The sequence below is a fragment of the Burkholderia anthina genome (genome assembly GCF_902498995.1).
Lineage (GTDB): Bacteria > Pseudomonadota > Gammaproteobacteria > Burkholderiales > Burkholderiaceae > Burkholderia > Burkholderia anthina.
In genome coordinates this window covers 110258-124028 of the sequence record NZ_CABVLY010000016.1, presented here as the reverse complement: position 1 = coordinate 124028, position 13771 = coordinate 110258, and the positions used below count along the sequence as shown (strand labels likewise).

Genomic DNA, 13771 nt, shown 5'->3' with positions numbered 1-13771 from the left:
CGCGCCCTTCAAAAGGTTGCGGTAGCATGGCGCCCTTGACAAGCGTCGGACGAATTTGCCGGCGCAGCCGTTCGCTCAACTGAGGAATCCAAGATGGCATCGAATCCGCTGTCGGCCAAGCCGGCACGTTACACGCAGACCGCGATCGCGTTGCACTGGCTGATCGCGCTGCTGATCGTCTGCGGCTTCGCGCTCGGCTGGGTGATGACGGACATTCCCGGTTTCACGCCGACGAAGCTGAAGTACTTCTCGTGGCACAAGTGGATCGGCGTGACGGCGTTCGCGCTGGCCGTCGTGCGCGTGCTGTGGCGCGCGACGCACGCGGCGCCGCCGCTGCCGGGCAGTACGCCGGCGTGGCAGCGTGCGGTGTCGCACGGCGTGCATATCCTGCTGTACGTGCTGATGCTCGTGATTCCGGTCACCGGCTACCTGTACAGCTCGGCATCGAACATCCCGGTCGTCTACCTCGGCATCGTGCCGCTGCCGCGCCTGATCGATCCCGATCCGGTGCTGAAGGAAACCTTCAAGACACTTCACGTGTCTTTGAATTACATTTTGCTTGCGCTCGTCTCGTTGCACGTGCTCGCGGCGATCAAGCACCAGCTGTTGGACCGCGACGGCCTGCTGTCGCGAATGCTTCCCTTTGCCAAATGAAGGATCTCATGAAAGTGTCTTTCTCCCGCTCCATGCTGACCGCGTTCGCCGCGGTGTCACTTGTCGCGTCGGCCGCGGCGCACGCCGACGTCGATCTCGCGAAGAGCAAGGTGTCCGCCGTGTCGAAGCAGATGAACGTGCCGACCGAAGGCGCGTTCAAGAAATTCTCCGCGCAGGTGAAGTTCGACCCGGCGAAGGCTGCGCAGGGCAGCGCGCAAATGACGATCGACGTGGCCAGCTACGACCTCGGCGACAAGATGTACAACGACCAGGTCGCGGGCAAGGACTGGTTCGACGCGAAGACGTATCCGCAGGCGACCTTCGTGTCGTCGGCGATCGCGCCGGCGGGCGGCAACAAGTACAACGTGACCGGCAAGCTGACGATCAAGGGCAAGGCCGAGACCGTCACGGTGCCCGTCACCGTCACGCAGAGCGGCGCGACGCAGACCTTCGACGGCGTGCTGCCGATCAAGCGTTCGACGTTCAACGTCGGCACCGGCGAGTGGAAGGACACGTCGGTCGTCGCGGACGAAGTGCAGATCAAGTTCCATCTCGTCGCCACGAAGTAAGCGGCGGGGTGCCGCATGACCCGAATGCCGCGCGAGGGCGCGGCACCGTTCCAAGGAGAAAGAGTTGAAAAAGCATCTGATCATCGCCGCGGGCGCGCTGGCCGCTTCGCTGTCGTTCTCGGCCTTCGCGGAGAGCGCGACGTACCAGTTCGATCCGAGCCACACGTACCCGAGCTTCGAGGCCGACCACTTCGGCGGCCTGTCGGTCTGGCGCGGCAAGTTCGACAAGTCGAGCGGCACCGTGACGCTCGACCGCGCGGCCAAGACCGGCACGGTCGACGTGACGACCGACATCGCATCGATCCACACCGGCAGCGCGAAGCTCGACGAGCACCTGCAGACGCCCGACTTCTTCGACGCGGCCAAGTACCCGCAGGCGAACTACAAGGGCACGATCAAATTCGACGGCGACAAGCCGGTGGCGGTGGTCGGCAACCTGACGCTGCACGGCGTCACGAAGCCGCTGACGCTGAAGATCGATTCGCTCAAGTGCATGCCGCATCCGATGCTCAAGCGTGAAGTGTGCGGCGTCGACGCGGTTGGCGAATTCAGCCGCGACGATTTCGGCCTCGACTACGGCAAGCAGTACGGCTTCAAGATGAAGACGAAGCTGCTGATCACGGCAGAAGCGATCAAGCAGCAGTAACGCGCCCGGCCGGGCCGGCCGTTGCGTGGGTGCTTCGGTTCGTCGGCCCGTCGCGTGCCAGCCGCCGCGCTTCCTTTCAAGGAGCGCGGCGGCTTTTTTTTGCGCGCCTATAATCGTCGGCACAGTTCGCGGCGCGGCAACGGGCGCGTCGCACGGAACATACAACGACAAGGAGATCGCCGATGCACGCCGTCACGCAATCCAGCTCCGTTGCCTCGTCGCCGCGCGTGTGGCGCGCGGTGGTCGCCGCGTCGATCGGCAACGCGCTCGAGTGGTTCGATCTCGTCGTCTACGGCTTCTTCGCGGTCACGATCTCGAAGCTGTTCTTCCCGTCCGGCAACGACACCGTGTCGCTGCTGCTCACGCTCGGCACGTTCGGCGTGTCGTTCTTCATGCGCCCGCTCGGCGCGATCGTGCTCGGCGCGTATGCCGACCGCGCGGGCCGCAAGGCCGCGCTCACGCTGTCGATTTTGCTGATGATGGCCGGCACGCTGGTCATCGCGGTGCTGCCGACCTACGGGACGATCGGCGTCGCGGCGCCGTTGATCCTCGTCGCCGCGCGGCTGATGCAGGGCTTCTCGGCCGGCGGCGAGTTCGGCAGCGCGACCGCGTTCCTCGCCGAGCACGTGCCGGGCCGGCGCGGCTTCTTCGCGAGCTGGCAGGTCGCGAGCCAGGGGCTCACGACGCTGCTTGCCGCCGGCTTCGGCACTGTGCTGAACGCGCAGCTCACGGCCGACCAGATGGCCGCGTGGGGCTGGCGCGTGCCGTTCTTCTTCGGGCTGCTGCTCGGGCCCGTCGCGTACTACATCCGCTCGAAGGTCGACGAGACGCCCGAATTCCTCGCGGCCGAAAGCACCGCGAACCCGTTGCGCGATACGTTCGCGTCGCACAAGGCGCGGCTCGTCGCCGCGATGGGCGTGGTGGTGCTCGGCACCGTCGCGACCTATCTCGTGCTGTTCATGCCGACCTACGGCGTGAAGCAGCTCGGCCTCGCGCCGTCCGCCGCGTTCGCGGCGATCCTCGTCGTCGGCGTGATCCAGATGGCGTTCGCGCCGCTCGTCGGCCACTGGTCCGATCGTTACGGCCGCGTGCGCGTGATGCTCGCGCCGGCGGTCGGCATTCTCGTGCTGATCTATCCGGCGTTCGCGTATCTGGTCGCGCATCCGGGCTTCGGCACGCTGATCGCGCTGCAGGTGCTGCTCGCGTTCCTGATGACCGGCTATTTCGCGGCGCTGCCGGGCTTGTTGTCCGAGGTGTTTCCGGTGCAGACGCGCACGACCGGGATGTCGCTCGCGTATAACGTCGCGGTGACGATCTTCGGCGGCTTCGGGCCGTTCATCATCGCGTGGCTGATCCGCGCGACCGGGATGAAGACCGCGCCGAGCTTCTACCTGATGTTCGCGGCCGTGCTGAGCCTCGCGGCGCTGATCGTGCTGCGCCGGCGGTTCGGGTTCCGGTGAGCGGGCGCGCGGCGGCGCGTCAGCCGTCGCCGCGCTCGCAGACCGGCCGCGCCGGCATCAGTTGCGCGGGCGCGTCGATGGTCTGCACGGGCCCGCCGGCGAGTGCCGCGAGCGCCTGCCGCAACTGCCAGTCGGCGGCCGTGCCGAATTCGCGCTGCGGCAGCGCCGCGCTCTTCGACGTATCGACCTTCGCGCGCGTTCGCTCGTCGCGCAGCTTTTGCCGCGCCGTGCGCACCTGCGCGAACGGATCGGGCGCCAGCCGGTCCGCATACGGCGCGCGGGCGAGATCGACTTCCCGGTACCACAGCAGCACGCCGTCGACGTCCGCGTCGCGGCGCGGCGGCACGAGCCAGTCGGGTACGACACCGTAGCCGTCCATCGGGCAGCCGTTCGGCCGCAGGTTGCGCGCGAACGTGAAATTGAGCCGCGTGCCGTCGATCAGGTCGACGCCCGTCTGCGCCAGCCCCTTCCCGTAGGTCGGCATCCCGAGCAGCCGCGCGCGGCCGAGATCCTTCAGTGCGGCCGCGGTCGCTTCGGCGGCCGAGGCGCTCTGGCCGTCGACGAGCACGACGAGCGGCACGGTACGCCACCAGTCGTCGGCCTGCAGCGGCGCGAGCGGATCCTGGCCGTGCATTACCGGCAGCTCGTAGTCGGGCCAGTTGGTCGTGAAGCGGCGGCGTTTCGTCCCGTCGCGTTCGAGCGTCACCATCGCGGTGCGGTCGCGTCCGGCGAACAGCGCGGTGATGCCGATCGCCGCATTCAGCGCGCCGCCGCCGTTGATGCGCAGGTCGAGGATCACGCCTTTCACCGGCGGCCCCGCGCGGCGCGCGGCCTGCACTGCGTCGATGTAGCTGCCGACCGCGGGCTCCGGGAAGCTCGACAGCCGCGTATAGAGGATATCGCCGTCGAGCCGCTTCGCGGTCGCCGGATGCGGCCTGACGATCGCGCGCACCGGCGCGAAGGTCAGCGTGGCAGCGTCCGGGCCGCGCCGGACCGTGAGCGTCAGCGGCACGCCCGCGTCGCCCTTCGCGAGCTTCACGACTTCGCTGCTGTCGATGCCGACCACGCTTCGGCCGTTCATCGCGACGACGAGATCGTCGGGCCGCACGCCGGCCTGCTCGGCGGGCGCATCGGGGATCACGTCGATGATGTGCAGTCCGTCGGGCCGCGTCTCGAACACGATGCCGATGCCCGGCGTGCCGTCGCGCGCGCGGCGCTCGTCTTCGCGCTGTTGCCGGTGCTCCTCGGCGTTGAAGAAGCGCGCGTACGGCAGCGTCTTGATCCCGTCGTGCACGGTGGCGTCGAGCAACGCGCCGATGTCGACGTCGGTCAGGTGCTGCTTCTTCAGCACCTCGACGGCGGCTTTCAGTTCGCAGAGCTGCGGTTCCCAGTCGGGCGGGCAGGGCGACGGTTGCGACGCGGCAGCAGGCGGGGAAGCGGGAGGCAGGGCGGCGGCGGGTGCGGACGCGGATTGCGCGCGGGCAGCCGATGCGCATGCAACGAACGCAGCCGCTGCGGCGGCACCGGTACTCCAGGCGACGATGCGACGAACGACACGTGTGGCAGGCATCATGAGGACCGCGGCTTCGACGGGTGGCGGGGCGGGAGGCTCATGCGATTGTAGCCGACGGCCCGTGCCGTCGCGCCCGGGGGGCAGCGGGCCGCGGCGCGCGCATGAAAAAAAGGCCGGTCCGCGAGGGACCGGCCTTCGGGTATCCGTCGAAACGGCGCGGCGCTTAAACCTGCGCGCCCGCGTTCGGATCGTCCGGATCGTGCGCGGCCTTCTTTTCCTTGAGCAGGTCTTCGCGCTTGATGCCGAGCCACATCGCGAGCGAGCCCGCGACGAACACCGACGAGTAGATACCGAACATGATGCCGACCGTCAGCGCGAGTGCGAAGTAGTGCAGCGTCGGGCCGCCGAAGAAGAACATCGACAGCACCATCATTTCCGTCGACGTGTGCGTGATGATCGTACGCGACATCGTGGTCGTGATCGCGTGGTTGATCACTTCCTGCACGTTCATCTTGCGTTCGCGGCGGAACGTTTCGCGGATCCGGTCGAAGATGACGACCGACTCGTTGACCGAGTAGCCGAGCACCGCGAGGACCGCCGCGAGCACCGCCAGCGAGAACTCCCACTGGAAGAACGCGAAGAAGCCGAGAATGATCACGACGTCGTGCAGGTTGGCGATCACGCCGGCGACCGCATACTTCCATTCGAAGCGGAACGACAGGTAGATCACGATGCCGATCACGACGCACGCGAGCGCGAGCAGGCCGTCGGTCGCGAGTTCCCGACCGACCTGCGGGCCGACGAACTCGACGCGCTGCAACGTGACGTCCGGGCTCTGCGCCTTCAGCGCGCTCATCACCTGGTCGCTCTGCTGCGCGGACGTGAGGCCCTGCTTCAGCTGCAGGCGGATCAGCACGTTGCGCGACGTGCCGAAGCTCTGCACCTGCGCATCGGCGTAGCCGAGCTTGCCGAGCGTATCGCGCACGGGTTCGAGCTGCGCGGCCTGCGGGTACTGCACCTCGATCACCGTACCGCCGGTGAATTCGACGGACAGGTGCAGCCCGCGGTGGAACAGGAAGAACACGGCGGCGAGGAACGTGACCAGCGAGATCACGTTGAACACCAGCGCGTGCCGCATGAACGGAATGTCTTTACGGATGCGGAAAAATTCCATGGCTTGTTCTCCGGGGCCTTATTGGGTCGAGCCCGGTTTCTTCGGCGACACGCCTTGCTGCGCACGGTTGCGCAGCTGCGGCTTGCCGGCGCGCGGCGCGTTGCCCTTCGCCGGAGCGGCGAGCTTCGCGGCGCGTGCCGTGTCGGTCGATTCGTCCGCCGCGGCGAACGATGCGCCGGCGGCGGCGCCTTCCGGCTTCCACACCTGGCCGATCGCGAGCGACTTCAGCTTCTTGCGGCCGCCGTACCAGAGGTTGATGATCCCGCGCGAGAAGAACACGGCGGAGAACATCGACGTCAGGATGCCGAGGCAGTGCACGATCGCGAACGCGCGAACCGGGCCCGAGCCGAATGCGAGCAGCGCGAGGCCGGCGATCAGCGTCGTGACGTTCGAGTCGAGAATCGTCGCCCACGCATGCGCGTAGCCGGCCTGGATCGCGAGCTGCGGCGGCTGGCCCGCGCGCAGTTCCTCACGCACGCGCTCGTTGATCAGCACGTTCGAGTCGATCGCCATACCGAGCGCGAGCGCGATTGCCGCGATACCCGGCAGCGTCAGCGTCGCCTGCATCAGCGACAGCACCGCGACGAGCAGCAGCAGGTTCACCGACAGGCCGATCACCGAAACCACGCCGAACAGCATGTAGTACGCGATCATGAACACGGCGATCGCGCAGAAGCCCCAGATCACCGAGTGGACGCCCATCTTGATGTTGTCCGCGCCGAGGCTCGGGCCGATCGTGCGTTCCTCGATGATGTCCATCGGCGCGGCGAGCGAACCGGCGCGCAGCAGCAGCGCGAGGTCGGCGGCGGCCTGCGGCGTCGGCTGGCCCGTGATCTGGAAGCGGTCGCCGAGTTCCGACTGGATCGTCGCGACCGTCAGCACTTCGCCCTTGCCCTTCTCGAACAGCACCATCGCCATCGGCTTGCCGATGTTGTCGCGCGACACCGAGCGCACGGCGCGGCCGCCGGCCGAGTCGAGGCGGATGTTGACCGACGGACGCTGGTGTTCGTCGAAGCCGGCCGACGCATCGATGATGCGGTCGCCGGTGAAGATCACGTCCTTCTTCAGCAGCACGGGCACCTGGTTGCCCTGCGTGAACAGCTCGTCGCCCGGCGGCACCGGGTCGTTCGGGTTCGGGTGGGTGTTGAGCGGGTCGGCGAGACGCGCTTCGAGCGTGGCCGTACGGCCGATGATGTCCTTCGCCTTCGCGGTGTCCTGCACGCCCGGCAGTTCGACGACGATGCGGTCGTTGCCTTGCTGCTGCAGGATCGGCTCGGACACGCCGAGTTCGTTCACGCGGTTGTGGAGCGTCGTCAGGTTCTGCTTGAGCGCGGCGTCTTCGACGGCTTTCTGCACGGCCGGCGTGAACGTGCCGACGACTTGCGTGCCGCCGCCGCCGGGCTGCGTCGCCCATTGGAGTTCGGTGACCGATGCGGCGAGCACCTTGCGGGCGTCGTCGGCCGTTTGCGGGTCGCTGAAGTTGACGACGACGGACTGGTCGACGCGGCTCACGCCGCCGTCGCGGATGTTCTTGTCACGCAGCAGCGTGCGGGCGTCGGACGCGTCGGAGTCGAGCTTCTTCGTGAGCGCGCCCGTCATGTCGACCTGGAGCAGGAAGTGCACACCGCCGCGCAGGTCGAGGCCGAGATACATCGGCAGCGCGTGCAGTGCGGTCAGCCAGCGCGGCGACGCGCTCTGCAGGTTCAGTGCGACGACGTACTGCGGATCGTTCGGGTCGGCGTTCAGCGCTTTCTGCAGCAGATCCTTGACGCGCATCTGCGTATCGGTGTCCTTCACGCGCACGCGGATGTTCGCGTTGGACGCGGTGTTCTCGAAGGTGATGTCGTCCGGCTTGATCTGCCCGGACGCGAGCGCGGATTCGACCTGGGTCAGCGTGGTCGAGTCGAGCTTGACCGTGGCCTTGCCGCTCGACACCTGCACCGCCGGCGCTTCGCCGAAGAAGTTGGGCAATGTGTACAGAAAGCCGATGGCGAGCGCCACGACCATCACGACATATTTCCAGAGTGGGTAACGATTCATGAGGGGGCCGAACGGGTGGTTGGCGTGAAAGCGTCGCGTCCGGCGCCGCGGCGGCCTGCTCTCTCAGGCAGACACGGCGCGGGGAGCCGGACGCTCGGTGAAAGCCTTACAGCGACTTGATCGTGCCCTTCGGCAGAATGGTCGTGACGGCAGCCTTCTGCACGGTGATTTCGGTGCCTTCGGCGATTTCGACGCCGATGTAGCCTTCGGTGACCTTCGTCACCTTGCCGACGAGGCCGCCGCTCGTGACGACTTCGTCGCCCTTCGCCATGGCCGCGAGCATGTTGCGGTGTTCCTTCTGGCGCTTCATCTGCGGACGAATCATGATGAAGTACAGCACCGCGAACATCAGGATGAGCGGCAGGAAGCTCATCAGGCTCGATTCGGCGCCACCGGCACCTTGCGCGAAGGCATTGGAAATGAACGGCACGTTGGTCTCTCCGTAGGGGAAGATCGAAAAATAAGCCGGTTATTCTACCACCGGCCCCATGTGCAAACGGCGTGGCAAATGCGCTTTCGGATCAAGCTGTTAAAGCGCGAACCGGCACCGTCGCGACGCGTTTGGAAAGGCAATTGTAATATTTGGCGGTCGTGACCGGCACGTGGAACGCATTATTTAGTACGCGTCCTATGTGGCGGACCGCCGCGCGAGCCGCGGGCAGCCGGCCCGTCAGTCGACCCCTCTTGCGCGATCCTCCGCGAAGCGCTGGCGGAACGCGTCGAACGTGTGGGTTTCGATCGCGTCGCGCATGTCGCTCATCAGCTGCAGGTAGTAGTGCAGGTTGTGGATCGTGTTCAGCTGCGCGCCCAGGATTTCGCCGACGCGGTGCAGGTGGTGCAGGTAGCCGCGCGAGAAGTTCTGGCACGTGTAGCACGTGCAGGTGGAATCGAGCGGCTTCAGCGAGTTCTTGTGCGTCGCGTTGCGGATCTTCACGTCGCCGAAGCGCGTGAACAGCCAGCCGTTGCGCGCATTGCGGGTCGGCATCACGCAGTCGAACATGTCGACGCCGTTCGCGACGCCCTCGACCAGGTCTTCCGGCGTGCCGACGCCCATCAGGTAGTGCGGCTTGTTGGCCGGCAGCTTCGGGCCGACGTGCCGCAGCACGCGCATCATGTCTTCCTTCGGCTCGCCGACCGACAGCCCGCCGATCGCGAGGCCGTGGAAGCCGAGTTCCGACAGGCCCGCGAGCGATTCGTCGCGCAGGTCCTCGAACATCCCGCCCTGGACGATCCCGAACAGCGCGTTCGGGTTGCCGAGCCGGTCGAACTCGTCGAGCGAGCGCTTCGCCCAGCGCAGCGACATGCGCATCGAGTCGGCCGCTTCCTTGTGCGTCGTCGGCACGCCGTTGGTGGCGTACGGCGTGCATTCGTCGAACTGCATCACGATGTCGGAGTTCAGCACCTTCTGGATCTGCATCGACACTTCCGGCGACAGGAACAGCTTGTCGCCGTTGATCGGCGATGCGAACGTGACGCCGTCCTCGGTGATCTTGCGCAGGTCGCCGAGCGAGAACACCTGGAAGCCGCCCGAGTCGGTCAGGATCGGCTTGTTCCAGCCCATGAAGCCATGCAGCCCGCCGTGCGCATCGATCGTGTCGAGGCCCGGGCGCAGCCACAGGTGGAACGTGTTGCCGAGGATGATCTGGGCCTTGATCTCGTGCAGCTCGCGCGGCTGGATCGCCTTCACGGTGCCGTACGTGCCGACCGGCATGAAGATCGGCGTTTCGACCACGCCGTGGTTGAGCTTCACGCGGCCGCGGCGCGAATGGCCGTCGGTCGTCAGCAGTTCGAATTCGAGCCCGTTGGCGGGGCGGTCCTGCACGGGGGCGTGCGTATCGTGGGATGAGCCTTCGGTCATCGCGTCATTCTCCTTGCTACCGGAAAACAGTCCGGCGCATGTTGGACATGCCGCCGGGAACCCGGCGGCGGTGAAAAGCGGGTGCGCGCGAGCGTCGCGCGCAACGTGAAAACGGGGCACGGTGGCCGTGCGGTGCGCCGGCCCTCGTGCGTGTGGTGCCGGTGGGGCCGGATGCGCTTACGCGCGCGGCGCCTCCGGCGTGTCGCGCCGCGTGAGCAGCATCGCGTCGCCGTAGCTGAAGAAGCGGTAGCGCGCGTCGATTGCGTGCCGGTAGGCGGCGCGGATCGTCTCGACGCCCGCGAACGCGGACACCAGCATCAGCAGCGTCGACTTCGGCAGGTGGAAGTTCGTGACGAGCCGGTCGACCACGCGGAAACGGTAGCCGGGCGTGATGAAGATGTCGGTCTCGGCCTGCGTCGCCGCGAGCGGGCGGCCCGCTTCGCCGGCGCTGCGCGCCGCGGCTTCGAGCGCGCGCATCGACGTCGTGCCGACCGCGATCACGTTGCCGCCGCGCGCGCGGGTCGCGGCGATCTTGTCGACGAGCGACTGCGGCAGGTCGTACCACTCGCTGTGCATCTTGTGCTCGCCGATGTTCTCGACGCGCACCGGCTGGAACGTGCCGGCGCCCACGTGCAGCGTGAGCGTCGCGCGCTCGACGCCCATCGCGTCGAGCTGCTCCAGCAGCGGCTGGTCGAAATGGAGCCCGGCCGTGGGCGCGGCGACCGCGCCCGGGTTGCTCGCATAGACCGTCTGGTAGCGTGTCTCGTCGTTCGCGTCGGCGTCGTGCGCAATGTACGGCGGCAGCGGCAGGCGGCCGTGCTGCTCGATCAGCGTGAGGCACGGCTCGGGGAAGTGCAGCGTGAAGAACGGCTCGACACGCTCGCCGACCGTCACGTCGAACGCGTCGGCGAGGCGCAGCGTCGTGCCGGCGCCGGGCGACTTGCTCGCGCGGATCTGCGCGAGCGCCGTGTGCGTGCCGGTCACGCGCTCGATCAGCACCTCGATCTTGCCGCCGCTGGCCTTCTGGCCGAAGAAGCGGGCCTTCAGCACCTTGGTATCGTTGAAGACGAGCAGGTCGCCGGGCGAGATGCACGACGGCAGCTCGGCGAAATGGCGGTCGACGAGGCGCGCGGGCTCGACGGCGCGATCCACGTCGAGCAGGCGGCTCGCGGTGCGATCGGGCAGCGCGGTTTGCGCAATCAGCTCGGGCGGCAGATTGAAATCGAAATCGGAAAGCGTGAACATGCGGGCTGGTTCGAAACGGCCGGCGGGCGCCGCCGACAGGGCGGAAACGCGTAAATGGGGCGCACGAGCCGCTATGATGGCGGGATGCGCGGCCTGGCCGGCGTCGTTCGTTCGGACGACGGAAAGCCGCTATTGTACTTGCCTTGCGAAGCACCCAGACGATCCGATGCCTGTGTCACCACGCCGTTCTACTGCCGCCGTTGCCGATTCCGCCGATCCGTTCGACGCGGAGGATGCCGCGCCACCCGCGCGAAGCGCGGGGGAGCGCGGTGCGGCGTCGCGTCGCGCCGGCCCGAAGCGCGGCGCCGACGGGCGGCTCGCGCAGCCGGCCGCCGCCGCGCCCGACGTCGAACCGGGCGCGGGCGGCGACGAAGCGGACGCGTCCGGCGCATCCGGCACGAAACGCAAGAAGAAGCCGGCCGCCGACAAACCGGTGAAGACCGCCGACAAGCTCGCGAAGCTCGGCCTCACGCGCTCGATCGATCTCGTGCTGCATCTGCCGATGCGCTACGAGGACGAAACCACGCTCACGCCGATCGGCGAACTGCTGCCCGGCGGCATCGCGCAGACCGAAGGCGTCGTGTTCGACAACGAGGTCGCGTACCGGCCGCGCCGCCAGCTCGTCGTGAAGATCCAGGACGACGACGGCGAGCATCTCGTGCTGCGTTTCCTGAATTTCTACGGCTCGCAGGTCAAGCAGATGGCCGTCGGCCAGCGGCTGCGCGTGCGCGGCGACGTGCGCGGCGGCTTCTTCGGGATGGAGATGGTGCATCCGGCGGTGCGCGTGGTCGAAGCCGACGCGCCGTTGCCGCAGGTGCTCACGCCCGTCTATCCGAGCACGGCGGGCGTGTCGCAGGCGTATCTGCGCAAGGCGATCGAGAATGCGGTCGAGCGCACGCCGCTGCCCGAGCTGCTGCCGCCCGAGATCGTGCGCGACTACCTGAAGCCGCTCGGCGTGCCGTCGCTCGAACAGGCCGTGCGGATCCTGCATCACCCGGGCGTCGATTCGGACGAAGCCGCGCTGATGGACGGCTCGCATCCGGCGTGGACCCGCATCAAGTTCGAGGAGCTGCTCGCGCAGCAGTTGTCGCTCAAGCGCGCCCACGAGGAGCGCCGCACGCGCGCCGCGCCCGCGATGCCGCGCCGCGCCGCGAGCGACGCCGATGCGCTCACCACGCGCCTCTACGCGGCGCTGCCGTTCACGCTGACGAGCGCGCAGGCGCGCGTCGTCGACGAGATCGCGCACGACCTCACGCTCGCGCACCCGATGCAGCGGCTGTTGCAGGGCGACGTCGGCAGCGGCAAGACGGTCGTCGCGGCGCTGGCCGCCACGCAGGCGATCGATGCCGGCTACCAGGCCGCGCTGATGGCGCCGACGGAAATCCTCGCGGAGCAGCACGCGCGCAAGCTGCGCGCGTGGCTCGAGCCGCTCGGCGTGACGGTCGCGTGGCTCGCGGGCAGCCTGAAGGCGAAGGACAAGCGCGCGGCGATCGAGGCCGCGGCGCTCGGCACCGCCCAGCTCGTGATCGGCACGCACGCGATCATCCAGGACACCGTCGAATTCGCGCGGCTCGGCCTCGTGATCGTCGACGAGCAGCACCGCTTCGGCGTCGAGCAGCGTCTTGCGCTGCGCGCGAAGGCGGCGAATGCGGCCAACGGCGCACGCGATTTCCAGCCGCACCAGCTGATGATGTCGGCCACGCCGATTCCGCGCACGCTCGCGATGACGTATTACGCGGATCTCGAGGTGTCGACGATCGACGAGCTGCCGCCGGGCCGCACGCCGGTGCTGACGCGCCTCGTCGGCGACGCGCGGCGCGACGAGGTGATCGCCCGCGTGCACGAAGCCGCGCTGACCGGCCGCCAGGTGTACTGGGTGTGTCCGTTGATCGAGGAGAGCGAGACGCTGCAGCTGCAGACCGCCGTCGAGACCTACGAGACGCTGGCCGCCGCGCTGCCCGAACTGAAGGTCGGCCTCGTGCACGGCCGCTTGTCGCCGGCCGACAAGGCGGCCGTGATGGAAGCGTTCACGCGCAACGAGGTCCAGCTGCTGGTCGCGACGACCGTGATCGAAGTCGGCGTCGACGTGCCGAACGCATCGTTGATGGTGATCGAGCACGCGGAGCGCTTCGGCCTCGCGCAGCTGCACCAGTTGCGCGGCCGCGTCGGGCGTGGCACCGCGGCGTCGGTGTGCGTGCTGCTGTACACCGGCCCGCTGTCGCTCACGGGCCGCGAACGGCTGAAGACGATGCGCGAGACGACCGACGGCTTCGAGATCGCGCGGCGCGACCTCGAAATCCGCGGCCCCGGCGAATTCCTCGGCGCGCGCCAGTCGGGCGCGGCGATGCTGCGCTTCGCGAACCTCGAAACCGATGGCTGGCTGATCGACCCGGCCCGCGATGCCGCGTCGCGGCTGATTGCCGCGTATCCCGACATCGTCACGCAGCATCTCGCACGCTGGCTCGGCGCGCGCGAGCAGTATCTGAAGGCTTGATCCGCCCATTCAGGGCCGGATTCCGAACCGTCGGCGAGCGTATCCCGATGCAGAGAAACTTGGCGAACCGGTGTCAGTCGGTGTATAAATTAAACCTATCGCCTGTATATCCCTGATT

The 13771-nt window shown here is 67.8% G+C and carries 11 protein-coding genes; 5 read left to right on the top strand and 6 right to left on the bottom strand.

The genetic code is table 11. The features are described 5' to 3' along the window. The first annotated feature begins 93 nt into the window (after nt 1–93). The 4 genes from BME24068_RS20680 to BME24068_RS20665 all read left to right on the top strand — a co-directional run bounded on the left by BME24068_RS20680 (nt 94) and on the right by BME24068_RS20665 (nt 3329). The gene (locus tag BME24068_RS20680; protein ID WP_174927207.1) at nt 94–654 is read left to right on the top strand and encodes a cytochrome b; all 561 of its coding nucleotides are present in this window, start codon (nt 94–96) and stop codon (nt 652–654) included. A gap of 8 nt (nt 655–662) precedes the next feature. Further along, a complete protein-coding gene (locus BME24068_RS20675; protein ID WP_174927206.1) occupies nt 663–1223 on the top strand; it encodes a YceI family protein in 561 nt (186 codons plus the stop codon). A gap of 64 nt (nt 1224–1287) precedes the next feature. Further along, nucleotides 1288–1869: a YceI family protein gene (locus tag BME24068_RS20670; RefSeq protein ID WP_096505093.1), complete on the top strand. Its 582-nt coding sequence runs from the start codon at nt 1288–1290 to the stop codon at nt 1867–1869. A 182-nt stretch (nt 1870–2051) separates the two neighbouring features. After that, on the top strand, nt 2052–3329 hold the full coding sequence (locus BME24068_RS20665) for an MFS transporter (protein ID WP_174927205.1): 1278 nt from the start codon (nt 2052–2054) through the stop codon (nt 3327–3329). Nucleotides 3330–3348: 19 nt separating this feature from the next. On the opposite strand, the gene BME24068_RS20660 is transcribed toward BME24068_RS20665, so the two are convergent. The 6 genes from BME24068_RS20660 to queA all read right to left on the bottom strand — a co-directional run bounded on the left by BME24068_RS20660 (nt 3349) and on the right by queA (nt 11159). Beyond that, the gene (locus BME24068_RS20660; RefSeq protein WP_174927204.1) at nt 3349–4902 is read right to left on the bottom strand and encodes a S41 family peptidase; all 1554 of its coding nucleotides are present in this window, start codon (nt 4900–4902) and stop codon (nt 3349–3351) included. A 163-nt stretch (nt 4903–5065) separates the two neighbouring features. After that, nucleotides 5066–6016 (bottom strand): protein translocase subunit SecF, encoded by a 951-nt coding sequence (secF, locus tag BME24068_RS20655; RefSeq protein ID WP_096505089.1) that lies wholly within the window; start codon nt 6014–6016, stop codon nt 5066–5068. A gap of 18 nt (nt 6017–6034) precedes the next feature. Beyond that, complete coding sequence (secD, locus tag BME24068_RS20650) at nt 6035–8056, bottom strand: protein translocase subunit SecD (protein WP_096505087.1); 2022 nt, start codon at nt 8054–8056, stop codon at nt 6035–6037. 106 nt (nt 8057–8162) lie between these two features. After that, on the bottom strand, nt 8163–8486 hold the full coding sequence (gene yajC / locus BME24068_RS20645; protein ID WP_006476868.1) for a preprotein translocase subunit YajC: 324 nt from the start codon (nt 8484–8486) through the stop codon (nt 8163–8165). 240 nt (nt 8487–8726) lie between these two features. Continuing rightward, entirely contained in the window at nt 8727–9914 is a 1188-nt protein-coding gene (tgt, locus tag BME24068_RS20640; protein ID WP_174927203.1) for a tRNA guanosine(34) transglycosylase Tgt, read from the bottom strand. Between the two features lie 177 nt (nt 9915–10091). Next, the gene (gene queA / locus BME24068_RS20635; RefSeq protein ID WP_174927202.1) at nt 10092–11159 is read right to left on the bottom strand and encodes a tRNA preQ1(34) S-adenosylmethionine ribosyltransferase-isomerase QueA; all 1068 of its coding nucleotides are present in this window, start codon (nt 11157–11159) and stop codon (nt 10092–10094) included. A gap of 166 nt (nt 11160–11325) precedes the next feature. On the opposite strand from queA, the gene recG reads away from it, so the two are divergent. Further along, nucleotides 11326–13653, top strand: coding sequence for an ATP-dependent DNA helicase RecG (gene recG / locus BME24068_RS20630; RefSeq protein ID WP_174927201.1), 2328 nt, complete (start codon nt 11326–11328; stop codon nt 13651–13653). Nucleotides 13654–13771: the final 118 nt, after the last annotated feature.

What these genes read in the sequence shown, in the direction of transcription:
- BME24068_RS20680 (WP_174927207.1), top strand. Translation starts at nt 94, where the DNA reads ATGGCATCGAATCCGCTGTCGGCCAAGCCGGCACGTTACACGCAGACC.
- BME24068_RS20675 (WP_174927206.1), top strand. Translation starts at nt 663, where the DNA reads ATGAAAGTGTCTTTCTCCCGCTCCATGCTGACCGCGTTCGCCGCGGTG.
- BME24068_RS20665 (WP_174927205.1), top strand. Translation starts at nt 2,052, where the DNA reads ATGCACGCCGTCACGCAATCCAGCTCCGTTGCCTCGTCGCCGCGCGTG.
- BME24068_RS20660 (WP_174927204.1), bottom strand. Translation starts at nt 4,902, where the DNA reads ATGATGCCTGCCACACGTGTCGTTCGTCGCATCGTCGCCTGGAGTACC.
- secF (WP_096505089.1), bottom strand. Translation starts at nt 6,016, where the DNA reads ATGGAATTTTTCCGCATCCGTAAAGACATTCCGTTCATGCGGCACGCG.
- secD (WP_096505087.1), bottom strand. Translation starts at nt 8,056, where the DNA reads ATGAATCGTTACCCACTCTGGAAATATGTCGTGATGGTCGTGGCGCTC.
- tgt (WP_174927203.1), bottom strand. Translation starts at nt 9,914, where the DNA reads ATGACCGAAGGCTCATCCCACGATACGCACGCCCCCGTGCAGGACCGC.
- queA (WP_174927202.1), bottom strand. Translation starts at nt 11,159, where the DNA reads ATGTTCACGCTTTCCGATTTCGATTTCAATCTGCCGCCCGAGCTGATT.
- recG (WP_174927201.1), top strand. Translation starts at nt 11,326, where the DNA reads ATGCCTGTGTCACCACGCCGTTCTACTGCCGCCGTTGCCGATTCCGCC.